This window comes from Bradyrhizobium sp. USDA 4473, from assembly GCF_054063335.1.
Window position 1 is genome coordinate 7880153 of sequence record NZ_JBSSGE010000001.1, and the last position, 24117, is coordinate 7904269.

20 protein-coding genes are annotated in these 24117 nt (G+C 64.5%); 5 read left to right on the top strand and 15 right to left on the bottom strand.

The genetic code is table 11. From position 1 onward, the window contains the following. Position 1 precedes the first annotated feature (1 nt). The 10 genes from ACVW17_RS36930 to ACVW17_RS36975 all read right to left on the bottom strand — a co-directional run bounded on the left by ACVW17_RS36930 (position 2) and on the right by ACVW17_RS36975 (position 14346). Complete coding sequence (locus ACVW17_RS36930; RefSeq protein ID WP_456798807.1) at positions 2-1285, bottom strand: acetyl-CoA C-acetyltransferase; 1284 nt, start codon at positions 1283-1285, stop codon at positions 2-4. Next, the gene (locus ACVW17_RS36935; RefSeq protein WP_456798808.1) at positions 1285-3552 is read right to left on the bottom strand and encodes an acyl-CoA dehydrogenase; all 2268 of its coding nucleotides are present in this window, start codon (positions 3550-3552) and stop codon (positions 1285-1287) included. Before ACVW17_RS36935 ends, ACVW17_RS36930 begins: the two co-directional genes overlap by 1 nt. 209 nt (positions 3553-3761) lie before the next feature. Beyond that, on the bottom strand, positions 3762-5006 hold the full coding sequence (locus ACVW17_RS36940; protein ID WP_456798809.1) for an SMP-30/gluconolactonase/LRE family protein: 1245 nt from the start codon (positions 5004-5006) through the stop codon (positions 3762-3764). 221 nt (positions 5007-5227) lie between these two features. Then, positions 5228-5851, bottom strand: a complete 624-nt coding sequence (locus ACVW17_RS36945) for a flavin reductase family protein (RefSeq protein ID WP_456749693.1) — start codon at positions 5849-5851, stop codon at positions 5228-5230. A gap of 177 nt (positions 5852-6028) precedes the next feature. Beyond that, positions 6029-6637 (bottom strand): TetR/AcrR family transcriptional regulator, encoded by a 609-nt coding sequence (locus ACVW17_RS36950; RefSeq protein ID WP_456798810.1) that lies wholly within the window; start codon positions 6635-6637, stop codon positions 6029-6031. A 21-nt stretch (positions 6638-6658) separates the two neighbouring features. Continuing rightward, positions 6659-9796, bottom strand: a complete 3138-nt coding sequence (locus tag ACVW17_RS36955; protein ID WP_456798811.1) for an efflux RND transporter permease subunit — start codon at positions 9794-9796, stop codon at positions 6659-6661. A gap of 130 nt (positions 9797-9926) precedes the next feature. Continuing rightward, positions 9927-11033, bottom strand: coding sequence for an efflux RND transporter periplasmic adaptor subunit (locus ACVW17_RS36960; protein ID WP_456798812.1), 1107 nt, complete (start codon positions 11031-11033; stop codon positions 9927-9929). Positions 11034-11325: 292 nt separating this feature from the next. After that, positions 11326-12651, bottom strand: a complete 1326-nt coding sequence (locus ACVW17_RS36965; protein ID WP_456798813.1) for an MFS transporter — start codon at positions 12649-12651, stop codon at positions 11326-11328. A 213-nt stretch (positions 12652-12864) separates the two neighbouring features. Continuing rightward, the gene (locus ACVW17_RS36970; RefSeq protein ID WP_456798814.1) at positions 12865-14028 is read right to left on the bottom strand and encodes a winged helix-turn-helix domain-containing protein; all 1164 of its coding nucleotides are present in this window, start codon (positions 14026-14028) and stop codon (positions 12865-12867) included. A 75-nt stretch (positions 14029-14103) separates the two neighbouring features. After that, a complete protein-coding gene (locus ACVW17_RS36975) occupies positions 14104-14346 on the bottom strand; it encodes a hypothetical protein (RefSeq protein WP_456749699.1) in 243 nt (80 codons plus the stop codon). Between the two features lie 156 nt (positions 14347-14502). Between ACVW17_RS36975 and ACVW17_RS36980 the strand changes: the two genes are divergently transcribed. Further along, on the top strand, positions 14503-15132 hold the full coding sequence (locus ACVW17_RS36980; protein WP_456749700.1) for an OmpA family protein: 630 nt from the start codon (positions 14503-14505) through the stop codon (positions 15130-15132). A 56-nt stretch (positions 15133-15188) separates the two neighbouring features. On the opposite strand, the gene ACVW17_RS36985 is transcribed toward ACVW17_RS36980, so the two are convergent. Continuing rightward, positions 15189-16493 (bottom strand): phospholipid carrier-dependent glycosyltransferase, encoded by a 1305-nt coding sequence (locus ACVW17_RS36985; protein ID WP_456798815.1) that lies wholly within the window; start codon positions 16491-16493, stop codon positions 15189-15191. A 234-nt stretch (positions 16494-16727) separates the two neighbouring features. On the opposite strand from ACVW17_RS36985, the gene ACVW17_RS36990 reads away from it, so the two are divergent. Together ACVW17_RS36990 and ACVW17_RS36995 are read left to right on the top strand one after the other, a co-directional pair. Then, positions 16728-17438, top strand: coding sequence for a FecR family protein (locus tag ACVW17_RS36990; RefSeq protein ID WP_456798816.1), 711 nt, complete (start codon positions 16728-16730; stop codon positions 17436-17438). A 2-nt stretch (positions 17439-17440) separates the two neighbouring features. Next, positions 17441-18631 (top strand): hypothetical protein, encoded by a 1191-nt coding sequence (locus tag ACVW17_RS36995; RefSeq protein WP_456798817.1) that lies wholly within the window; start codon positions 17441-17443, stop codon positions 18629-18631. A gap of 168 nt (positions 18632-18799) precedes the next feature. Here ACVW17_RS36995 and ACVW17_RS37000 read toward each other — a convergent pair whose 3' ends face one another. Next, entirely contained in the window at positions 18800-19237 is a 438-nt protein-coding gene (locus ACVW17_RS37000; protein ID WP_456798818.1) for a VOC family protein, read from the bottom strand. A 194-nt stretch (positions 19238-19431) separates the two neighbouring features. After that, positions 19432-20442: an alpha/beta hydrolase gene (locus ACVW17_RS37005; RefSeq protein ID WP_456798819.1), complete on the bottom strand. Its 1011-nt coding sequence runs from the start codon at positions 20440-20442 to the stop codon at positions 19432-19434. Positions 20443-20669: 227 nt separating this feature from the next. On the opposite strand from ACVW17_RS37005, the gene ACVW17_RS37010 reads away from it, so the two are divergent. Next, positions 20670-22196 (top strand): amidohydrolase family protein, encoded by a 1527-nt coding sequence (locus ACVW17_RS37010; RefSeq protein ID WP_456798820.1) that lies wholly within the window; start codon positions 20670-20672, stop codon positions 22194-22196. Between the two features lie 159 nt (positions 22197-22355). Here the strand turns inward: ACVW17_RS37010 and ACVW17_RS37015 are convergent, their stop codons facing one another. Beyond that, positions 22356-23093: an enoyl-CoA hydratase/isomerase family protein gene (locus ACVW17_RS37015; RefSeq protein WP_456749710.1), complete on the bottom strand. Its 738-nt coding sequence runs from the start codon at positions 23091-23093 to the stop codon at positions 22356-22358. 49 nt (positions 23094-23142) lie between these two features. After that, positions 23143-23721, bottom strand: a complete 579-nt coding sequence (locus tag ACVW17_RS37020) for a cupin domain-containing protein (protein WP_456799024.1) — start codon at positions 23719-23721, stop codon at positions 23143-23145. A 146-nt stretch (positions 23722-23867) separates the two neighbouring features. On the opposite strand from ACVW17_RS37020, the gene ACVW17_RS37025 reads away from it, so the two are divergent. Further along, positions 23868-24083: a CsbD family protein gene (locus ACVW17_RS37025; protein ID WP_456798821.1), complete on the top strand. Its 216-nt coding sequence runs from the start codon at positions 23868-23870 to the stop codon at positions 24081-24083. Positions 24084-24117 lie beyond the last annotated feature (34 nt).

Sequence of the window (24117 nt, forward strand, 5' to 3'; positions counted from 1 at the left end):
ATCACACCGTCTCTATCAACATCGCGCCGCCCTGCCCGCCACCGATGCATTCGGTGGCGACGCCGCGCCTGGTGCCGAGCCGCTTCATCGCATTGACCAGATGCAGCACGATGCGGTTGCCGCTGGTGCCGACGGGATGGCCGAGGCTGATCGCGCCGCCGTCGACGTTCAACTTGGCGCGGTCGATCTCGCCGGCCGCACCATCGAGCCCGAGGATCTCGCGGCAGAATTTTTCGTCGTTCCAGGCTGCAAGACAGCCGAGCACCTGCGTTGCAAACGCCTCGTTCAATTCCCAGGTCTCGACATCCTGCAAGGTCATGCTGTTGCGCTTGAGCAGCGCGCTCGCCGACAGCACCGGACCAAGCCCCATGATCGAGGGATCGAGTGCCGACCACTGGCTGTCGAGGATGACGGCCTTCGGCGTCAGCCCGTGCTTTGCCACCGCGGTCTCCGACGCCAGGATCACCCAGGAGGCGCCATCGGTGATCTGCGAGGAATTGCCGGCGGTGACCTGGCCCCACGGACGCTCGAACACCGGCTTCAGCTTGGCCAGCGTCTCCGGTGTCGAGTCCGGGCGGACGCCGTCGTCAAAATCGTAGAACTTGCCGTCGCGCGAGAACGCGGTCTCGACCTCGCCCTTGAGAAAGCCCTGCTTCTGCGCGTTGGCCAGCCGCTGGTGGCTCTCGGCGGCGTAGGCATCGGACTGCGCGCGGGTGATGCCGAAGAGGTGGCCGACCTTCTCGGCGGTCTGTCCCATGTTGAGCTCGGTGATCGGGTCGGTCAGCCCACGCTCGAGGCCGATGATCGGCTTGAAATAGCTCGGCTTCACCTTCAGCGCCGCGGCGATCTTGGCGCCCAACCCCTTGGCGCCGGCGAAGCCGGCAAACCAGCGCACGCCGGAATTCGGCCAGACCAGTGGCGCGTGGCTCAAGGCTTCGGCGCCGCCGGCCAGGATCAGGTCGGAGATGCCCTCGCGGATGTAACGGTAGCCGGTGTCGATCGACTGCATGCCGGAGCCGCAGTTGATCTGCACCGTGAAGGCGACCATCTGCTCGCCCATGCCGAGCCGCAGCGCCGCGACCCGCGCCGGATTCATCTCGTCGGCGATCACGTTGACGCAACCGAGAATGACCTGGTCGAAGGCGGTGGGCGCGAACGGCTGCCGGGCCAGCAGCGGCCGGCCGCATTGCACGGCGAGATCGACCGGGGTGAACGGGCCGGGACCGGAGCGCGCCTTCAGGAACGGCGTCCGGCTGCCGTCGACGATAAAGACTGGTCGCGCCATCAGCTCGCCGCCCTCTGCTCACCAAGCTCCTGGAAGAACTGATGCACGTCGGCGGATTTCTTGTAAATCGGGGACAGCTCCTCCGGCGCAAAATCATCGACCTCGATGACTTTTGCGACAGCCGCGTGGGCGGCGGCGAGCTTCTCACCGTCGGCCTCGGTGATGACACCCTTCTTCACCGCCTCCTTCCAGTCATGCAGCCGCGCCGCGCGCAGCTGCTTGGCCGCATCCTCGGCCTCGGTGACGAGCCGGAAGGCCTTTTCCAGCCGCGCGATGCCGCCGTCGTCCTCGACAAAGGCGAGGTCCGGCGTCAGGCGGTCGCGTGCCGCTGACGGCGACAGCACGAGCTGCGCGCAGAGATGCACGACGCGGTCCGACGGACCGATGACGCGGGCGCCGAACGGCTGGATCAGGAATTTCAGCAGCCATGCCACCGGGCGGTTCGGCAGATTGGCGAGGATTTCGGCAAAGCGGTTCTCGATGGTCTTGAAGCCGGACGCCATGCACCATTCGAGCGCGGGAAGGTCTTCCTTCTGCCGGCCTTCATCCTGCCAGCGCTTCAGCGCAGCGGAGAGCAGATAGAGTTCGGAGAGGATGTCGCCGAAGCGCGCGGAGAGCATTTCCTTGCGCTTCAGCGCGCCGCCGAGGGTGAGCAGCGCCATGTCGGCGCACAGCGCGAATGCCGACGAATAGCGCGAGAGCTGGCGATAGAACTCTGTCGCGTCGCCGGCATCCGGCGCCGGGGCGAACAGGCCAAAGCTCCAGCTGCGGCCCCAGGCGCGGAACATGGTCGCAAAGCTGTGGCCGACGTGCTTCCAGAACGCGGTGTCGAACGCAGTCAAGCCCTTGTCGCGGTCGGGCTCGCCGAGCGCGTTCATCTCCTGCAACAGATAGGGATGCGCGCGGATCGCGCCCTGCCCGAACACGATCAGATTGCGGGTCAGGATGTTGGCGCCCTCGACCGTGATGCCGACCGGCACCGAGCGGTAGAGACCGCCGAGATAATTCTGCGGCCCGTCGATCACGGCCTTGCCGCCATGGATGTCCATGGCGTCGTCGATCGCGATCCGCATCCGCTCGGTGGCGTGGAGCTTCATGATCCCGGAGATGACGGCGGGATGATGTCCCTCGTTCAGCGCTGCACAGGTGAGCCGCCGCGCGGCGTCAAGCAGATAGGCGGTGCCGGCGATCCGCGCCAGCGGCTCCTCGATGCCCTCGAACTTGGAAATGGAAATGCCGAACTGCTCGCGGATGCGGGCATAGGCGCCGGTGGTGCGCGCGGCATAGGCGGCACCCGCAGCCGACAGCGATGGCAGCGAGATGCCGCGGCCGGCGGCAAGCGCCGTCATCAGCATCTTCCAGCCCTGCCCCAAGCGTGCCTCACCGCCGATGATGTAGTCGAGCGGGATAAAGACGTCCTTGCCCCAATTCGGGCCGTTCTGGAACACCTGCATCGCCGGCAGGTGGCGGTGGCCGATCGAGACGCCGGGCAGATGGGTCGGAATCAGCGCGACCGTGATGCCGAGTTCGTCCTGATTGCCGACGAGGTGATCGGGATCGTAGGCCTTGAAGGCAAGGCCGAGCAGCGTCGCGACCGGACCGAGCGTGATATAGCGCTTGTGCCAATTCAGCTTGAGCCCAATCACCTCACGGCCTTCGAAATTGCCCTTGCAGATGATCCCGCTGTCGATCATCGAGGCGGCGTCGGAGCCGGCCTCCGGGCTGGTCAGGCCGAAGCAGGGAATGTCCTGGCCGGAGGCGAGGCGCGGCAGCCATTTGTCTTGCTGCTCTTTGGTGCCGAAACGCATCAACAGTTCGCCCGGCCCGAGCGAGTTCGGCACCATCACGGTGACGGCCGCGGTCAACGAGCGCGACGAGATCTTGCGCACCACTTCGGAATGCGCGTAGGGCGAGAAGCCGAGCCCGCCGAATTCCTTGGGGATGATCATGCCGAAGAATTTCTTGGCCTTGATGAAGGCCCAGACCTCGGGCGGCAGATCTCGCCATTCCCAGTTGATCTTCCACTCGTCGAGCATGGTGCAGAGCTCGTCGACCGGACCGTGCAGGAAGGCCGTCTCCTCGTCGGTCAGTTTGGCCGGCGCGAACGCCAGCAATTTCGACCAGTCGGGATTGCCGGTGAAAAGATCGGCGTCCCACCAGACGTCGCCGGCTTCCAGCGCCTCGCGCTCGGTGTCCGACATGGTCGGCAGCACGCCGCGCGCCCAGGAGAAGATCGGTTTTGTAATATAGTCGCGGCGGAAGCTCATGGAGGGTCCTCATGAAACGGCGGCGCGGATTGAGTGATCCTATCGGAAAGTGCCGTTCACCGGTGAACACTTCGCTGTTCAAATAAAGCGAAATTGACGCGGCCAAGCCGCCGTTTGTTAACGGCAGGCCGCGCGTTCAGTTCCGAAAGCTGAGCTGCGACAATCAGGTAGCGGGGGATGGCGCGGACGCCATCCCCACGCAAGACGAGCTAGGCCGGCCCGGCGCCCTGGGTCGCGGTATAGACCGCGTAGAGCGACTGGCTTGCGGCCATGAACAGGCGGTTGCGCTTGGGGCCGCCGAAGGTGATGTTGCCGCAGACCTCGGGCAGCCGGATACGACCGAGCAGCTTGCCGTCCGGCGACCAGCACGTCACGCCGTTGTAGCCGACCGCGCGGCCGGCATTGCTCGAGCACCAGACATTGCCGTTGACATCGCAGCGGATGCCGTCAGGCCCGCACTTCACGCCGTCGATCGTGAAATCGCTGAACCGCTTGCCGTTAACAGGCTTGTTGTCGGCGCCGACATCGAACACGAAGACGTCGCCCTTGCCGCCCGCGCCGGTATCGCCCGGGCCCTTGCCGGTCGAGACCACGTAGAGCTTCTTGTAATCAGGCGAGAAGCAGATGCCGTTCGGATCCGGCACCTGGTCCTCGCTGACCACGAGATCGATCCGGCCGGAGGGATCGATCCGATAGCAATTGGTCGGCAGCTCGCGCTTGGCCGGCACGAAGCCCGCCGGCTGGCCGATCCGCGGATTGAGCTTGCCGGCGGAATTGCCCGGGCCGCCCGCCGCATCCGGCTCACCCTCATAAAGCTGGCCGCCATAGGGCGGATCGGTGAACCAGTAGCTGCCGTCGGGATGCGCGACGATATCGTTCGGCGAGTTCAGCCGCTTGCCTTGATAATTGTCCGCAAGCACCGTCGCGGTGCCGTCATTCTCGTAGCGCGTGACGCGGCGGGTGAGATGTTCGCAGGACAACTGGCGGCCCTGGAAGTCGAACGAATTGCCGTTCGAGTAGTTCGACGGCATTCGGAACACGCTGACATGGCCGTCATCCTCCGACCAGCGCATCTGCCGGTTGTTGGGGATGTCGCTCCAGAGCAGATAGCGGCCCTGCGAGCTCCATGCCGGCCCTTCGGCCCACAACAGGCCGGTGTGGAGACGCTTGATCGACGTGTTGGGCTGGGCCAGATCGTTGAAGGACGGATCGACCGCGATGATGTCGGGGTCCCAGAAATAGGTGGTTGGCGCACCACGCGGGCTGAAGTCGCGCGGCGGGCTGGTGATGGTCGTCGGTGGCCCGACCGGCGCGGGCGCATTCTGGGCCAGCGCACTGCCGACGCCGGCTGCGGCAGCGGCCGCTCCGGCCGCCAGCCCCTGGACAAGTGTTCGTCGTGAAACGTTCGGATCGCGCCGGTCTTCGTTTTGACCGCTCTGCTCGTGGCGTGTCATCGCATCCTCCCACTCTGTTGGCCGGCCGTTGATCCGGCCTGGCGCGCGGGAGGTTAGACTGCTCGCCCCGAGGTTGCGAGTGACGGTTTTTCATCACCACGGGCGGAAATTTCACATTGTTGTGGTTTCTGGTTCCGTCATTGCGAGCGAAGCGAAGCAATCCATCTATCCCATGCGCTGAACGATGGATTGCTTCGCTTCGCTCGCAATGACGGACAAGCTCAATCCGGCCGGACCATCTCGAACATGTTTTCCGGCTTGATCTCGAAGTAGTCTCCTCTCCGCCCGGCGCGGACGATCGGGTGCGCGAGGCCGGTCTGGTAGACGCCGTCCTTGATGAAGGCCTTGTCGATGTGGACCGCGACCACCTCGCCGAGGGTCAGCCAGGCCTCCGCCTTCTTGCCGTCGGCGCCTTGCAGCTGGACGATCTGGCTCACCTTGCATTCGAACGACACCGGGCTTTCGGCGACGCGCGGCACGTTGACGAGCTTGCCGGGTACCTGCGTCAGGCCGGCGAGCTTGAACTCGTCGACATCACGCGCGACATGCGCAGCGGTCGCGTTCATGTGCCTGGCCAGATCCATCGTCGCCAAATTCCAGACGAACTCGCCGGTGTCCTGGATGTTGGCGACGGAGTCCTTCCAGTTGGTGGAGGAGAAGCCGATGATCGGCGGCACGTAGCAGAACGCGTTGAAGAAGCTGTAGGGCGCGAGATTGACGTTGCCGGCCTTGTCGCGCGACGAGATCCAGCCGATCGGCCGCGGCGCGACGATGGCGTTGAACGGATCGTGCTTCAGGCCATGGCCGTTCTTCGGCTCGTAGAAATGCAGGTCTTTCGCGGTCACCGGTGGCTCTTTCCTATTATCAGTCGCTCGTCATTCCGGGGCGCGCGCAGCGCGAGCCCGGAATCCATAACCACGATCGTGAGTATGGATTCCGGGCCTGCGCCTGCGGCGCATCCCGGAATGACGAATGAGATAATTGACGTAAGAGTCAACTGACGAAAATGTCAGCCCTGACGCTCAATGGGTGCGGGCGCGCGGCGACAGGCCGGCGATCACGAAATCGATCATCTGGTCGATGGTCGGCCCCGGCTTGGTGGCGCATTGGGCGATCATCTGCGGGTGGAAGAACCGCATCATCGCCGTGCAAGCGCACAGCGCGGCGACCTCCAGATCCCCGACCTCGAACTCACCCGAGGCCACGCCCTGCGCGATCACCTCGCCGATTATCTGGCCGATCAGCTGCATGTGGGCGACGCAGACGTCCCAATCCTCCTGCATCGCGATCTCGACCATCTCGTGCAGCTTGGAATCGGCGACATAGCGCTCGGTGTTCATCCGATTGATGGTCGTTATCATCTGGCGCAGGCGCGCCGCCGCCGGCCCTTCCGACCGGGCGATGCGCTGCGCCTCGACCTCGACCCCGCCCATCAGGCTGCGTGCCACGCCCTCGTGGATCGACTTCTTCGAATCGAAGAAGCGATACACGTTGGCGGGGCTCATCCGCAGCTCTTTGGCGATGTCGGCGACCGTGGTCTTCTGGTAGCCGATCTGCCGGAACAAGCGCTCCGCCACCACGAGAATCCGTTCGCGGGTGTCGGTTTCGCTATGTTCCTGGATCAGTGTCATGTTGGCCTGCTCAATCTTCAATTATTCAGCGGCTTCAGCAAGCGGAAATGCGCGTTGCGCATCGCCGGCATGCTGCGGCGCAGTATTGATTTGCTCGGGGCCGCTCTCCTCGAGGGTCTTGCGGAACCAGAGGGCGTAAAGGCCCGGCAGATACAGCAAGGTCAGGAAAGTCGCAACAAACAAACCGCCCATGATGGTGATCGCCATCGGGCCCCAGAACGCCGAGCGCGACAGCGGGATCATGGCGAGGATCGCCGCGAGCGCGGTCAGCACCACCGGCCGGGCGCGCCGGACGGTGGCCTCGACGATCGCCTCGCGCCGGGTCAGGCCGGACGCCACGTCGCTCTCGATCTGATCGACCAGGATCACGGTGTTACGCATGATCATGCCGGCGAGCGCGATCAGGCCGAGCAGCGCCACGAAGCCGAACGGCTGATTGGCGACGTTCAAGCCCAGCGAGGCACCGACGATGCCGAGCGGCGCGGTCAGGAAGACCAGCGTCAGGCGCGAGAAGCTCTGCAACTGAATCATCAGGAGCGTCAGCATCACCATCACCATCACCGGGAAGAGGATGAAGATCGACGCATTGCCCTTGGCGGATTCCTCGAACGCCCCGCCCGGCTCGATCCGGTAGGCCGGCTCGAGATGAGCCTGGATATCCTTGAGCTTCGGCGAGATCTGGTTGGTGACGTCGGGCGCCTGCACGCCGTCGACGACGTCAGAGCGCACGGTGATCGCCATGTCGCGGTTGCGCCGCCACAGGATCGGCTCCTCATGCGCATATTCGATTTTTGCAATTTGCTGTAGCGGGACCGCGACGCCGTTGCGTGACGTGATGGTGAGATCTCCGACGCGGCCGAGATCGAGCCGCTCGGACGGCACCGCGCGGGCGACCACGCCGACCTTCTCGATGCCGTCGCGGATCGTGGTGACCGGCGTACCGGAGATCAGCATGGCGAGCGCCTGCGAGACGTCCTGCGGGGTCAGGCCGAGCGCGCGCGCCCGATCCTGGTCGACGGCGAGCTTGAGGTAAGGCGACTGCTCGTTCCAGTCGAGCTGGACGTCCTTGACGTTCTTGTTCTGGCGCATGACATCGCGGACCTGGTAGGCAATGTCGCGCACCTTGTTGGCATCGGGCCCGATCACGCGGAACTGGACCGGGAAGCCGACCGGCGGACCGAAGTTGAAGCGGTCGACCCGGACCCGGGCCTCGTTCAGCGCGCCGTCGGCGGCGGCCTGCTCGATCTTCGCCTTGACGCGCTCGCGAGCCTCGACGTTCTTGGCGAGGATCACGATCTCGGCGAAAGCCTCGTTCGGCAGCTGCGGATTGAGGCCGAGCCAGAAGCGCGGCGAACCCTGGCCGACATAGGCCGTATAGGTCTGGATGTCCTGGTCGTCCTTCAGGAGCCCTTCGGCCTTCTTCACCGCCTTTTCGGTGACGTTGAAGGCAGTGCCTTCCGGCAGGCGCAGTTGCAGGAACAGCTCGGGCCGCTCCGACAGCGGGAAGAACTGCTGCTGGACGTGGCCGAAGCCCACGATGGCGGCGACGAACACGCCGACGGTCGCGACCACCACCTTGATGCGGTGATCGACGCACCACTGCACGACGCTGCGCAAGGCCCGATACATCCGCGTCTCGTAGATCGCATGCGGATCGTGGTTCTGGTGCACCTTGATGTTGGGCAGCAGCTTGACGCCGATATAGGGCGTGAAGATCACCGCGACGAACCAGGAGGCGACCAGCGCGATCGCCACGATCCAGAAGATGCCGCCGGCATATTCGCCGACTGCCGAATTGGCAAAGCCGATGGGGAGGAAGCCAGCGGCCGTGACCAGCGTCCCCGTGAGCATCGGAAACGCAGTCGATTCCCAGGCAAAGGACGCCGCCTTTATGCGGTCCCAGCCCTGTTCCATTTTCACCACCATCATCTCGACCGCGATGATGGCGTCGTCGACCAGCAGGCCGAGCGCAATGATCAGCGCGCCGAGCGTGATGCGGTGCAGATCGAGCGACATCGCGTTCATCACGATGAAGACGATGCCGAGCACCAGCGGCACCGACAGCGCCACCACGATGCCGGTGCGCCAGCCGAGCGCGGCAAAAGAGACGAACAGCACGATCGCGAGCGCCTCGACGAAGGAGTGCACGAACTCGCCGACGGCGTGCTCGACCACCTTGGGCTGATCGGCGATCTGCTCGACGTCGATGCCCTGCGGCACCGCCTTCATGAACTCGGCGGTGGCCTGCTGGACCTCCTTGCCGAGCTCGAGGATGTTGGCGCCCTTGGCGGTGACGACACCGATGCCGAGCGCGGGCTTGCCTTCCTGGCGCACCACGAAGCTCGGCGGATCGACATAGCCGTGCGAGACGGTTGCGATATCCCCGAGCCGGAACACGCGGCCGTTGCTCTCGATCGGCGTCTCGGAAACGGCCTTGACGCCGTCAAGCGCGCCGGTGACGCGCAGCGGCACGCGCTGCGACGACGTCTCGACGGTGCCGGCGGGCGTGACGTTGTTCTGCTTGGCAAGCGAATCGAACAGCGCCTGCGGCGTGATGCCGAGCGTCGCCAGCTTGGCATGCGAGAACTCGACGAAGATGCGCTCGTCCTGGGTGCCGTAGAGGTCGATCTTGGTCACCCCCGGCACCTTCAGCAGGCGCTGGCGGAAACCTTCCGCGACCTTCTTGAGCTGCGCATAATTGGCGCCATCGCCGGTCATCATATAGAGGATCGAATCGACATCGGAGAATTCGTCGTTGACCACGGGGCCGAGGATGCCGGAAGGCAGCTCGCCCTGCACGTCGACCAGCTTCTTGCGCAACAAATAGAAGAGGTAGGGCACGTCCTTCGGCGAGGTCGAATCCTTGAAGGAGACCTGCATCGCCGTGAAGCCGGGCTTGGAATAGGTCTGCACCTTGTCGAAGAACGGCAGTTCCTGCAGCTTCTTCTCGATCGGATCGGCGACCTGCATCTGCATTTCCTGTGAGGTCGCGCCCGGCCACATCACCGAGACGTTCACCACCTTGACGGTGAAGAACGGATCCTCGGCGCGGCCGAGCTTCTCGTAGGAGAAGAAGCCGGCGACGCCGAGGATGATCATCAGGAACAGCACCAGCGTCGGATGGCTGACCGCCCAGGCCGAAAGGTTGAAGCGCTTCATGTCAGACTCCAATTCCCCAAACCGTTACCGCCACGGCCGTCATTGCGAGGAGCGTTAGCGACGAAGCAATCCACACTTGTCTTGCTGCGAGATGGATTGCTTCGCTTCGCTCGCAATGACGGAACATTAATCAAAACGACAGCGACGAGACGACCCGTACCTTCTGGCTCGGATCGAGTTTCTGCACACCGAGGGCGACCACCTTGGCGCCGTCGTCGACGCCGCCGGAGATCACGACATTGTTGCTCTCATAGGCCTTCACCTTGACCGGCTTCAGCGCGATGTCGCCCTTGTCGTCGACGATGTAGAGCGAGGGATCGCCGCCCTGGCTGTACAGCGCCGACAACGGCAACTTGGCGACGCGCTCGCTCGCCTTGTCGGCCAGGGTCAGGGTTGCGGTCATGCCGAGCGAGACGGCCTCGTCGGCGTCAGGCAGCGAGAACTTTGCGAGATAGGTGCGGGTGGCGGGATCGGCCTGCGGCGCGACCTCGCGCAGTTTCGCGGCGTAGCTCTTCTTCGCGTCCGACCACAGCGTCACCGTGGCAACGCCCGACCTGGCACGAGCAAGAAGCGTCTCTGGGATCGCGACGACAGCTTCCTTCTCGCCAAGTCGGGCGACACGGATCGAAGCCTGGCCCGCGGCAACCACCTGGCCGGGCTCGATCATGGTCGCTGTGACGACACCCCGGGTGTCGGCCACGAGCGTTGCATAAGAGAGAGAGTTCTTGGTCAGTTCGACCGAGCGCTCGGCGCGGTTCAGCCGCGCCCGGGCCTCGTCGCCGGCGGCCTTGGCGGAATCGAGCGCCGCATCGGTGGTCCAGCCCTTGGCCTTCAGGTCCTTGGCGCGCTGCTCGGCGGCCGCGGCCTGCGCCAGCACGCCGGTGGCGGCGCTGAACTCGGCCTCCGCCTGCTCGGCCTGCAGCTTCAAATCGACCTCGTCGAGGGTGGCCAAGGGCTGGTCGACGTCGACTGTCTGTCCGACCTCGACCAGCCGCTTGGCCACCTTGCCGGCAACCCGAAAGCCCATATCGGCCTCGATACGGGGCTTGATGGTGCCGACAAAGCTGCGTTCAGGGGTTTCAGCTTCGTAATGGACGGTCGCCACCAGAACGGGGCGTCCGGGATCGGCAGTTTCGGCCGCCTTTTCGTTGCAGCCGGTCAGCGCGAACACCGCAAAAGCCAGCGACGCTCCCGTTAAGAGCCTGTAGTAGCTCGATAAAACGGAACGAACGAACATCTGAAATCTCCATCGGCTGACGACTGATGAAGACTATCTATTTATCACTGATGAATGTCAATATTCGTCAGTGATAACCAATTCGTGAGGTCGGCCGTGGTGGGCTTCGGATTGGCAGGGATTTGCGGGGACGTAGCCCGGATGGAGCGAAGCGCAATCCGGGGACCATTGTCACGTCGGCGACCTCCCGGATATTCGCTTCGCTCCATCCGGGCTACGCACTGTGCATGGGGTTGTTTTCGACTTTTTGTTCGAGCCGGCGACGAGGGTGCCGGTTCCGGATTCCGGGTCGCTACTTCGCCGCCGCGAATTCGGTCTTGGTCTCGTGGCTGCCCAGGAACACCAGCAGTCCCGCCGCGAGCGGCAGCAGCGCCAGCACCAGTAGCCCGGTCGACGTGCTGCCGGTTGTCTCCTTCACCCAGCCGATCAGATAGGGCCCGAGGAAACCGGCGAGGTTGCCGATCGAGTTGATCAGCGCGATCGCGCCGGCGGCCGCGGTGCCGGACAGCCAGGCGGTCGGCAGCGTCCAGAACACGGCAAAGGTGCAGAACACGCCGATCGCGGCGACCGTCAGCACGAGCATGGTCGTGGTCGGATCGGTGATGTAGCTGGAGACGGCGAGCGCCAGCGCGGTCAGCAACAGCGGCGCGCCGACGTGGAATACGCGCTCGCGCGTGGCGTCCGACCGCCGCGCCCACAGGATCATCGCGACGGTGCCGACCGCATAGGGGATTGCGGTGACGAAACCGGTCTGCGCGTTGGTCAGGCCGAACGCCTTGACGATCTGCGGCAGCCAGAACTGCATGCCGTAGAGCGAGGCGACGAAGCCGAAATAGATCGCGCTCAGTGCCAGCACCTTCGGCGAAGACAGCGCCTCGAACAGCGTGAAGTGCTTGGCGGCCTGCTTGGCCGCCACCTCGGCATCGAGCTTCGCCTTCAGCCACGCCTTCTGCTCGGTCGAGAGCCAGTCGGCCCGCTCCGGCCGGTCGGTGAGATAGAACCAGGTGACGATGCCGAGCAGCACCGAGGGCACGCCCTCGATGATGAACAGCCACTGCCAGCCCTTCAGGCCCATGACGCCGTCGAGCCCGAGCAGAAGCCCGGAGATCGGCGCGCCGATCGCGGTCGAGACCGGGACGGCGATCGCGAAGGCGGCAAGGAAGCGCGCGCGATATTCGGCCGGATACCAGTAGGTGAGATAGAGAATGATGCCGGGGAAGAAACCGGCCTCGGCGACGCCGAGGAAGAAGCGCAACGCGTAGAAGCTGTGCTCGTCATAGACCGCCGCCATCAAGGCCGAGAGGATGCCCCAGCTGACCATGATGCGGGCGATCCATTTGCTGGCGCCGAACCGCTCCAGCGCCAGATTGCTCGGCACCTCGAAGATGAAATAGCCGATGAAGAAGATCCCGGCACCGAACGAGAACACCAGCGGCGAGAACTTCAGCTCCGCGTTCATGGTGAGGGCGGCGAAGCTGAGATTGACGCGGTCGAGATAGGAGAAGAAGTAGGCCAGGATCAGGAACGGGATCAGCCGCCAGGAGATCGCGCGGATGGTCGACGTCTCGACCTCGCTGCGGGCGCCGCTGCTGGGCGCGATGGTCGCGGTCTGGCTCATCTGTATCCCCCCGGAATATTGCTTGCCTTGACGATTATTGGGTGGCCCGGCATTCGGCAATGGCAAAAACTCATAGCACACAGCACAAACGGGAACCCGAGCCGGTTTCCACGGTGTCATTGCGAGGAGCGATAGCGACGAAGCAATCCATCTGTTCGCCTTGCGGCGCCATGGATTGCTTCGCTTCGCTCGCAATGACGGCTAGACCGCCGTCTAATCCGCCAGCTGGAAACGTTCGAAGCGGTCGAGCTCCTCCTCGATGCGGCGCTTCAGCTCCTTGCGCGTCGCCTGTTTCTTGCCGTTGCCGACCCAGCTCCATTTCTGCATCAGCAGCTTCTTGTTCTGCCGGTCGGTCTTGAGGTCGAGCGCGGCGACGATGGCGTCGCCGACCAGCACCGGCAGCGCGAAATAGCCGAACAGCCGCTTCTCCTTCGGCACATAGGCCTCGAAGCGGTGGCCATAGCCGAAGAACAGCTCGGTGCGCTTGCGCTGGATGATCAGCGGATCGAACGGCGAGAGGATGTGCACCAGGGACGGATTCCCCTCGCCGGTCGCGTCCAGCACCTCGGGGCGCGCCCAATGCTCCTGCTTGCCGGCGCCGTCGAGCGCGATCTGGACCAGTTCCTTGCGGCGCACCCGCGCCTCGATCAGGCTGCGCACCGCCTTCTTGCTCGGCGCGTCCAGATGGCAGACCGAATCCAGGCTGACGATGCCCTGCGAGCGCAGCGCGCGGTCGAGCAGATAGGCCGTCCGGGCCGAGGCCGGCGCCGGCTTCGGCGGCTTGTCCCAGCCGAAATGCCTGCCCATCAGCTCGTAGGTCTTGAGCATGCCGTTGCGCTCGCTGATCGTGACCACGCCGCCATAGAAGGCGAGCTGCAACGCCCGCTTGGAGGGTTTGCGGCTCTGCCAGAGATGCTCCTTCTCGGTCAGCACATCGTCGTCGATGTCGCGGATGGTCAGCGGTCCCTCGCGCAGCAGCCGCATGATCTTGCGGGTGTCCGCCGGGGTGACCGACGAGAACCATTTATGGCCGTCGCGCTTGTGCGCCCTCATCGCCGGCAGGAAGATATTGATGTCCTTGGACGGCACGTAGGACAACGCGTGCGTCCAGTATTCGAACACGCTCTTGTCCTGGCTCTGCGCCTGCTTGAGGTCGGCGCGGCGATAGTCCGGGATCCGGGTGAACAGGATGTGGTGATGGCAGCGCTCGATCACGTTGATGGTGTCGATCTGCACATAGCCGAGATGGTCGACGGCGGCCGCCACCGCCGACGCGCCCTCCCCGAACGGCGTCTGCGTATCCAACCGCTGCGCACGCAGCCAGATGTGGCGGGCGGCAGCATTGTTCAGGGATAAGGGTTCGGCGGCGCGGGGCATTGCCCCGGCAATGTAGTGAGATTCGCGGCGCTGTGGAGAGCCGCACGAGGGAAATCAGCCGCGCGCCAGGACCGGCTAATCCGATCCGACGACCCGCTGCAGCCAGGGCACGTCCCGCATCGCCGCTGCGAGCGCTGCGCCCTCCTCGTCGAAGACCCGGGACGCATGACCGCCGACCGGAAACCAGCCGCTGCCGTCTTCGACGTCCCGCCGGTATTCCTCGAAGCCGATGGTCCGGTCCGGGCGAACGAAGATATCGACGCAGCGCGCGGCATCCTCGTCATTGATCGAGCGAAGCACGCGATTGACGTGGGCCATGTTGCTCGCCCTCTCCGTTGCCGTCTGCCTGCACAGGGTCCAGAAAATCGCACTGTGATGTACATCACATACGGGACTTTGAACCAGTCCTAGGTTCCCGGCATCAAAACGACAGCAAGCCAAAACCGGCTGGCCGCGTATCTAAGGACGAAAACGATGACCCGCTCCTTTTCCCTGTCTCTTTTGACAATCGGCGCTGCGCTGTCGATGACGGCGGGCGTTGCACTGGCCGGCAGCGATACCGTCCCGGCCGCCCAGATCCTCAACGCGCTGAAGCCGAAGTCGGCCACCCGCAGCCTCTCCGGCGCGCCGGCCGACCCGGCCGCGACGGCCAGGGAGACGAGCTTCCTCAACACCGTTCGCAACCGGCAGACCCGCTCGCTGTCACTGGGCGAGCGCCAGGAGATCGCCGACATCGCCGCCAGCAAGCCGAAGATCGATCTGGAGATTCACTTCGACTACAACTCGGCCGCCATTGCCAAGGGCTCGACCGAGGCGGTGCAGGAGCTCGGCAAGGCGCTGTCGGATGCCAGCATGAAGGGCTCGACCTTCGTCGTCGCCGGCCATACCGATGCGATCGGCGGCGAGGCCTACAACCAGGACCTGTCGGAGCGCCGCGCCGACACCATCAAGAAATATCTGGTCGAGCATTACGGCCTGAACGGCTCGGACCTCGTGACCGTCGGCTACGGCAAGACCCGGCCGAAGGACCCGAACGCGCCGATGGACCCGACCAATCGCCGCGTGCAGGTCGTCAACATGGATACCAAGACGGCGCAGCAGTAATCGCCCGCACACGATCCGCCGCTTCCCGGCAGGCGGTTCGATTGATCCCACGAGACTCAAATCCAGTTCTGGAACAGCATCAGCCGATTGAAGGTCGCCATCGAGGTCCCGATGCCGGCGGCGGTGACCGGCAGCATCGCGACGAATCCTGCGCATGCGACCGCCACGAAAGCCCACAACAGCCAGCGCGGCGCGCCCTTGCTGGTCAGGGCGTGGACCAGCACGAAGCTCGCGGTGGTCGCCGCCGGCAGATAGTAATAGATGAAGCCGAGCGTGCGCGGCAGCAGTGCCCAGGCGAGATACGGGCCGAGGTAGAACGCCAGCACGAGAAACGCAGTGCGGCCGCGCCCGACGATCCAGTCGCGCAGCGCGACGATCAGCGCGAACAATGCCGGCCACAGCACCAGCGGGTTGCCGAGACATACGATCGCGGCGAAAGCGTCGTCATCAACTTTCTCGAACAGAAACCAGACCGGGCGCGCCAGCAACGGCCAAGACGGCCACGAGCTCATATAGGTGTGGCCGGCGATCGCGGTCGTGGTGTTGTCGGCAAAGATGCGGCGCTGCGCTTCGACGAGGCCGGACCATGAGAGACCGTAGAGCGGCACGAACGTCGCCAGATAGACCGCTGACGGAAGCAGCACAAAACAGACGATGAAATGCGGAAGCCTGAAGTCCGGCCACAGCTCCGGCCGGTACCAATCCTCCGCGCTGGCGTCGGCAAAGCGCGTACGCCAGCCCTGCATCAGGCGGATCACCGCGACGATGGCGATGCAGGTCGCGAGCACGAACAGGCCGCTCCATTTGCAGGCGCTCGCAAGTCCCGCGGCCAGTCCCGCCAGCGCGAACGCGGTGTGCGGCCGTTGCTGTCTGAAACCATGGATGAAGGCGGCGACCGCGAACAGGCAGAAGGCAAGCGCGAAAATATCCAGCATCGCGATCCGCGACTGCACGAACAGCATCTGGTTGAAGAAGGCGATCAGCACGGTGGCGACCGCGCGCTCCTGCGATGCGAACAGCGCGAACGCGCCGAGATAGATCGCGACCAGCGCCAGCGCCCCGAACAACGCACCCGGATAACGCCATCCAAGCGGCCCATCGCCAAACGCCTTGATCGAGAGCGCGATGATCTCCTTGGCAAGCGGCGGATGCATCGGGTTGAGGATCGGCCCCTCGGTCACCGGCAACAGCATCTGCCGCGCCGCCGGCACGTAATGCACCTCGTCGAAATAGAGCTTGTCGGGCGTCGTGATCCCGAGCAGCAGCACGACATGGGCAACGACGAAGATGACGGCCGCAACGATCGCCGTACGCGCGGCCGGGCGGCGGCCAACAGCAGACGATTTGCTTGCGGTACTCAATGGGCGTGCACGATGAGAACGAGTGTGAGCGAAGTGTGAGCTACGCGCGTTCGCGACGCGTGTGACTCTGTGACGTGTGTGATCGGAACTCACGTTCACGTCCGCACCGTTGAACGTAGTCGAATCGACGGACACTAACCATCCAATCACCTCGGCGAAGGTTGTGACAAATATACAATATCAGATGCGCACACGATCCGGTACGATGACGCGGTTAAGTTGATCGGTATCGCAATGAATTCGCCTCGCCGCTTTTTCTTCCTGCCAGCACTCGGCCTTGCCGTCGCATTGACGGCCCATCCCGCTCAGGCGCAAAGTCGCGTTGGCGAAGCGGCGATGGTGAAGAACGAGGTCCTCCGTGTTGCGGCCGCGACGACGCCGATCAGTGTCGGCGACGCGCTGCTGCGCGATGAGACGGTGCGCACCGGTCTCGAGAGCGCGGCGCGACTGGTGATGGCCGACAGCACCAACCTCTCGCTCGGGCCGAACGCCTCGCTCAAGCTCGATCGCACCGTGTTCGACGACGAGCATCACTATCGCGACGTGGCGATCCGCCTGACCTCGGGCGCGTTCCGCTTCGTCACCGGCCATTCGGAAAAGGCCGCCTACAAGATCACGACGCCGCTTGCGACCATCGGCGTTCGCGGCACGGTGCTCGATATCCTGTCACAGCGCGGCAAGACCATTGTGGTGTTGCAGGAAGGCGGATCGACGGTGTGCACGTCGAACCGGCAGTGCATCGACCTGACCCAGCCCGGCGACACCGCGATCATCACCTCGAGCGGCGGCCGCACCACGATCCAGAAGACCAACAACCCGCCCTGGACCTTTGCCGCGACCTGCGGCCAGTCGGCAGGGCTCTGCACCGTCACCCAGTATGCGGACGCGACGCCGGTGACGCCGCCGGTCAATGACGATCCCAGCGGCATGCTGTGCGGACGGTGAGCATGGCGCGCCGCATCCATCATGTGGTCCCGTCGGCGGCGCTGATGATCGCGCTGGCGGTCGCGATGCTGCACGCACTGGCCGCACCGGCCCAGGCGCAGACTCCAACGTCGAATTGTACGTCTGTTCCCTCGAGCGACACGTTCGTGCCGTCGCCGAACTGCAGCACGTCGACCCCCACGCCGACGCCCACTCCCACATCGACGCCGACACCGACACCGACCCCCACGCCGACACCGACGCCGAGCCCTTCCCCGACGCCAACTCCAACGCCCACACCGACGCCGACGCCGATCAGCGGCGCGCCGTCGAGCGGCAGTTCGATCAACAGCCTCGCCGACCAGCGCTTCAACCAGATGATCACCAACCGCGTGCTCGGATCGGTGCTGCTCGGCGTCAACGAGCAGGTCAATTGCGACGATTGCATCAGCGCGTTCGGCTCGGCCGGTTCGTTCTCGGCCGGCATCCATGGCCGCAAGACCATCACGCCGGATCTGTCGCTGCTCGCCGGCATCGCCTACACGCGGTATGGCGAGGGCGGCTACAACGTCACCAGCGCGCCGATCGGCGCGTTCGCGCTGCGTTACGACTTCGTCGACTGGGGCTCCTCGCGACCGTTCTTCGACATCGGCACCATCCTCTCGCCGTCCGAGAAGGTGCGCTACACCCGCAACTACGCCACGAGCCTCGGCCCGGTGTCGGTCACCGGCCAGACCTCGAGCGAGAATTACGGCGTCTACGGCCGCGCGGGCTGGATCAACCGGCTGTCGGCACGCGACGAGGTCGCGGCCTCGGTCGAGGTCTGGCAGCTCTGGCAACGGGTCAAGGGCTACAGCGATCCCGCGGTTGCCTTCAATCCGTTCGACGCCACCATCGCCGACGGCACCGATCGCACCAGCCTGGTCAAGATCGGTGGCCAGTGGACGCATCTGTTCGGATCGAACATCGAAACCAACATCAATGGCGGCTGGGTGCAGTCGTTCGCTACCCATTCCGGCATCGTCGCCACGGTCACCGGCGACGGCACCATCGTGCCGACGATCGGCAACCAGGGCTGGTTCGAATATGGCGGCCGCGTCGGCTTCCGCATCACCAAGGGCTGGGTCGCCGACATCTTCCTCAACGGCACCGCCGGACCGCAGCCGGTCGGCAACACGGTCCATGGCGGCGTCGGGCTGCGGATCAGCTATTAGAGCTGCTCGCCAGACGAGACGTTCGCAGGGTGGGCAAAGCCAACGGGTCGCGCGAACGCGCGCCCGATGACAAGGCTCGCCACCACGACGAGCGCGGCGCGGATGGTGGACAGGACGCAAACGCGCCTCTGTACACCCTGCGCAGTCGAACTCCCCGGGGCCGAACGATCAGGCGGTGGCCGCTGCGGCCTGCGCCTTGGTTGCGGCTTCGACGTCCATCCACATCACTTCCCAGATGTGCCCGTCGGGATCCTCGAAGCTGCGGCCATACATGAAGCCGTAATCCTGCTTCGGCGACGGATCGGCGCTGCCGCCGGCGCCCTTCGCCTTGGTCACGTAGCCGTCGACGGCGTCGCGGTTCTCGGCCGAGAGGCAGATCAGCACTTCGCTGGTGGTTTTGGCATCGGCGATGGTCTTCGGCGTGAACTGCCGGAATTTGTCGTGGGTCAGCAGCATCACGAAAATCGTCTCGGAGATCACCATGCAGGAGGCGGTGTCGTCGGAGAACTGCGGGTTCTTGCTGGCGCCGATCGCCTCGTAGAACGCGGTGGCGCGGGCGAGATTGCTGACCGGCAGGTTGACGAAGATCATTGTGGGATTGGCCATGAGAGGCACTCCAGTTGGCGGGGTTGTGCCCCGAGGACGAACCGCATAGCCGGATTCCGACATCCACTGTAAGAAATTTTAGCCCGTCATTCCGGGGCGATGCGGAGCATCGACCCTCAGGTGCGCAATTGCGCACCGGGGAATCTCGAGGTTCCGGGTTCGTGCTCCGCACGCCCCGGAACGACGGTGTGTTATCAGGTCACGATCGGCGTCGGCATGGTCAGGAATGCCCGGGTCACGTGCCAGAACAGCTCGCGATTGATGGCAAGCGCCACCGAATGGGCCGTGCCGGGCAGGATGATGAACTGCCGGTCGCCGTTCGGCAGCTGGTTGAAGAACTCCTCCAGATCGGGCACCGCCGCGATCCCGTCATATTCGCCGCGGACCAGCAGCACCGGCGCCAGCACCTTGTCCGGGTGCACCACCGGCAAATTGGCCGTCATGTCGAGATAGGTGCCGGTCGGGATCTGGTCGCCGAACTGCATCTCGACGTCGGCCAGCGCTTCCATCACGGCGGGGTCCGACGTGCCGGGTCGGTCGCGGGTCGCGATCGAGCGGATCATGTCGCGGTCGCGCTTGCGCATGTTGTGACTGCGGTAATAGGCCAGCTGCTCGGCCCGCTTGGCCAAAGTCGGCGAGCCCTCGCCCTTGTAGGTGAAGGCGGCGAACACCAGCCGGTCGATCCGCTCGGGCGCGGCCATCGCGAACGCGCCGGCCCGCAGCGCACCGGAGGACTCGCCGACGAAGTGATATCGCCGCTCGCCGGTCTCGCGGGCGATCACCTCGACCGCCGCTTTCAGATCCTCGAGGCCGCTCGCGATATCTGCATTGCCCGAAGTGCGGCCGGACTTGCCATAGTTCTCGTGATCCATGGTCCAGCAATCGAAGCCGTAGCGCGCAAACACATTGAGCAGCGAATACTCGCCCTTGCCGGGCACGGTGAGGTCGAATGCCCGCGATGTCACCGACGAGCCGTGGACGAAGAATACCACGGGCCGCGCCGGCTCGCCCGGCTTCGGCGCGCCGATCCGCTTGCGGAACATCCACAGCGGGATGTCGCCCTTCTTCGCCCAATATTCCTTGCTCCATATTTCGCCCTCGGTGGGAACTGCGACTGCCGCCTGCGCCGCGCCGAATGCACCGCCGGCCGCTGCAAGGCCGATTCCCTTGATAATGCTGCGCCTCGAATGACCTGACGACATCATGTTCGCCTCCCTTCCGGATTTCTTCTTATCGATCCGGTACGATCGAGCATAGCAGCGTGCGCGTGCCACAGCGAGCGAACGCGCGATGCCGGCATCTCACCATGACAAATACGATGCACGATTTTGTGAACGCGGCTTGCGGCAATCGGCGCGGACGACGGACGAACTTGGTCCTAGTCTCCGCAGCGATCCGACCGGAAATATCCGGCGAGACGCGGGAGCGAAGAATGAGCAGCAATCTCACCGACGAAGAACTTGCCGCCTTGATGCCCTCCGAACTGTGCCAGTACCAGACCCCGATCCCGACCCAGATCGTCTCCAGCGACGAGTTCTATCCCGATCCGCAGAACGAACGGCAGCGCGAGGTCGAGGCGCGGCTGCTCGCGATGGCCGACGATCTCGGTGGCAAGCAGGGCCTCGATCGCCGGAAATTCTTCCAGACCGCGGCCGGCATGGCCGCTTCCTTCGTCGCGATGAACCAGGTCTATGGCGAGCTGTTCGATGTGACGGCGGCCGAGGCCGCGACGCCTTCGATGGCGCAGGAGCGCGCCAACACCCTGAAAGACCAGTTCATCATGGACATGCACACGCATTTCCTGCGCGACGACACCCGCATCATGGGTTTTGTGGAAATGCGCAAGGCGGTCGGCAAGGCCGGCTGGAACAAGGAGCTCAACGATCACGAGCAGACCATCGAGGATCTCAAGTTCAACAATTACAAGAAGGAGATGTTTCTCGATTCCGACACCAAGATCGCGCTGATCTCCTCGGCGCCGTCGGATATCGAACAGGACTGGTTCCTGACCAACGAGCAGATGGCCGCCGCGCGCAAGCAGATCAACGACGAGGCCGGCTCGCGGCGGGTGTTCTGCCACGCCATCTTCACGCCCGGGCAGCCCGGCTGGCTCGACAAGCTGGACGCCGCGCTGGCGCTCGGCCCGGAGTCCTGCAAGGGCTACACGATCGGCGACAACACGCACAAGGAGATCAGCCGCTATCCCTGGCGGCTGGACGACGAGAAGGTCACCTACAAGGGCTATGAGAAGATGGTGAAGGCGGGCATCAAGAATGTCTGCGTCCACAAGGGCCTGTTCCCGCCCGGGATCGAGAAGCAGTATCCGAACCTGCGCGGTTTCGCCGACGTCGCCGACGTCGGCCAGGCGGCCAAGGACTGGCCGCAGCTCAACTTCATCATCTATCACTCGGCCTATCGCCATGTCGGCGGCGATCCGAGGGTCGCGCTCGCGGAGTTCGAACGCACCGGCCGGATCGCCTGGACGAGCGACCTCGCCGATATCCCGGCGCAGTACGGCGTCAACAATGTCTATGGCGATGTCGGGCAGTTGTTCGCGACCACGCTGGTCGCCGAGCCCAATGTCTGCGCCGCGCTGATGGGCACGCTGATCAAGGGACTCGGCGTCGATCACGTCTGCTGGGGCACCGATGCGCTGTGGACCGGCGCGCCGCAATGGCAGATCGAGGGCCTGCGGCGGCTGGAGATTCCCGAGATGATGCAGAAGAAGTTCGGCTACGCGCCGCTCGGGCCCGCCGACGGGCCGGTGAAGACCGCGATCTTCGGCGACAACAACGCCCGGCTCTACAACATCCAGCCGAAGCGCGCGATGCTCGACATCAAGGGTGATCGCTTCGCGATCATGAAGGCGCAGTATGAGAAGGCTGGCCCGGAGCCGTCGAACAGGCGCTACGGCTATGTGGTGCCGAACGGTGTGATCGATCACACGGTGTTTGCGTAGTCCTCAGCCGTCATTCCCCGGTGCGCAATTGCGCACCTGAGGGCGACGCGCAGCGTCGAGCCCGGAATCCATTTCGCAGCAACGATCGCGGTCGGATGGATTCCGGGCTCTCGCTTCGCGAGCCCCGGAATGACGAAAATAGTCAGGGCTCCGCTCGCCCTACTTCCCCGTAAACTTCGGCTTCCGCTTCTCGGCGAACGCCTTGACGCCTTCCTTGAGGTCGTCGCTGTCTCGCACTTCGTCGAGCAGCCGCCGCACGTCGGCGACTGTCTCCAGCGGCCCCTTCGGCATGGCCTCACGGGCGAGCTTCTTCAGCGCGCGCACCACCAGCGGCGCGTTGCCGGCAATCTTGGCGGCCATCTGCTGCGCCATCGCGACGTGTTGTCCCTTCGGCGCGACCTTGTTGACGAAACCGATCTGGAAGGCGCGTTCTGCCGACATCTCCTCGCCGACCAGCAGAAACTCCATGGCGATCTTGTGCGGCATCCGTGCCATCACCGACGAGACGCCGCCGGCCGTCGTACCGATCTTGCCCTCGGGATAGATGAAGCGCGTCGTCTCCGACGCCACGCACAGATCGGCCATCTGGACCAGCACGAAGGCGCCACCGACCACCCAGCCCGACGTCGCCGCAATGACCGGCTTGTCGAGCTCGACGCCGAGGCCAGGGACCGCGTGCCACATATTGACGGGAAGGTCGGCGACATCGGCACCGACGGAGAAATACTTCTCCTCCGCGGAAGCCAACACCGCGACGCGATCGTCGCTGTCCCGAAACCCTAGCCAGGCGTCGCGCAACTCCGTGCACAACGCGTTGTTCAGCGCGTTGTGTTTCTCGCTGCGTGCCATCGTGATGGTGGCGACGCGGTCGGCGCTCTCGTATCGAACGAGCGTCATGCTGGCCTCCCTGTTCGTTATTGTTGTCCGTCGCGGCGATGCCGCGCGGCTATTTCTTCTCGTCGGGATGCCGGTGCACCGGATCGACCCACAGCACGTTCTCAGGCTTCTCGACCGGCTCGATGTCGAGATTGATCGCGACCGCCTCGCCGTCGGAGCGCACCAGCACGCATTCCAGCACCTCGTCCGGGCTGGCGTTGATCTCCTGGTGCGGCACGTAGGGCGGCACGAAGATGAAATCGCCCGGACCGGCCTCGGCGGTGAATTGCAGCTTCTCGCCCCAGCGCATCCGCGCCTTGCCCTTCACCACATAAATGATGCTTTCGAGATGGCCGTGGTGATGTGCGCCGGTCTTGGCGTCCGGCTTGATGCTGACGGTGCCCGCCCACAGTTTCTGCGCGCCGACGCGGGCGAAATTGATCGCGGCCTTGCGGTCCATGCCGGCGGTCGACGGCACGTTCGGATCGAGCTGGTTGCCGGGAATCACGCGGACGCCGTCGTGCTTCCAACGCTCGTCGTCGTGATGGTGATGACCGTGGTCATGGTGATGACCGTGGTCATGGTGATGACCGTGGTCATGGTGATGACCGTGGTCATGGGAATGGGTGTGATCGTGGGAACCGCTCATCATTCTTGCTTTCGTTGGTCAAGTATTGTGGCCGGAACGCTACCGAAAACCACGCGGACAGGCGAGCGCAAAATCGGAACAATGACAGATCGGAACATCGCCATGTCGCGGCGCGTTAGGTCGGCGTATTCCAAAGGAGTCATTTCATGCGTAGCACGACTTACAAGATCAGGGGTACCGCCAACGAGGCGGTCGGCAGGTTCAAGCGGCGTCTTGGCAAGCTCACCGGCTCCCCGGCGATGCAGGGCAGAGGCGTGATCCTGGAAGCCAAGGGCAAGGGACAGAAGGCGCTCGGCGGCATCAAGAACGTCGTCCGACATGCAGTCAACAAGGTGACCGCAGCGGCTCACCGGACGCGCTGAACGATGATGAGACGGCCTGTCAATCGAGCCGGCC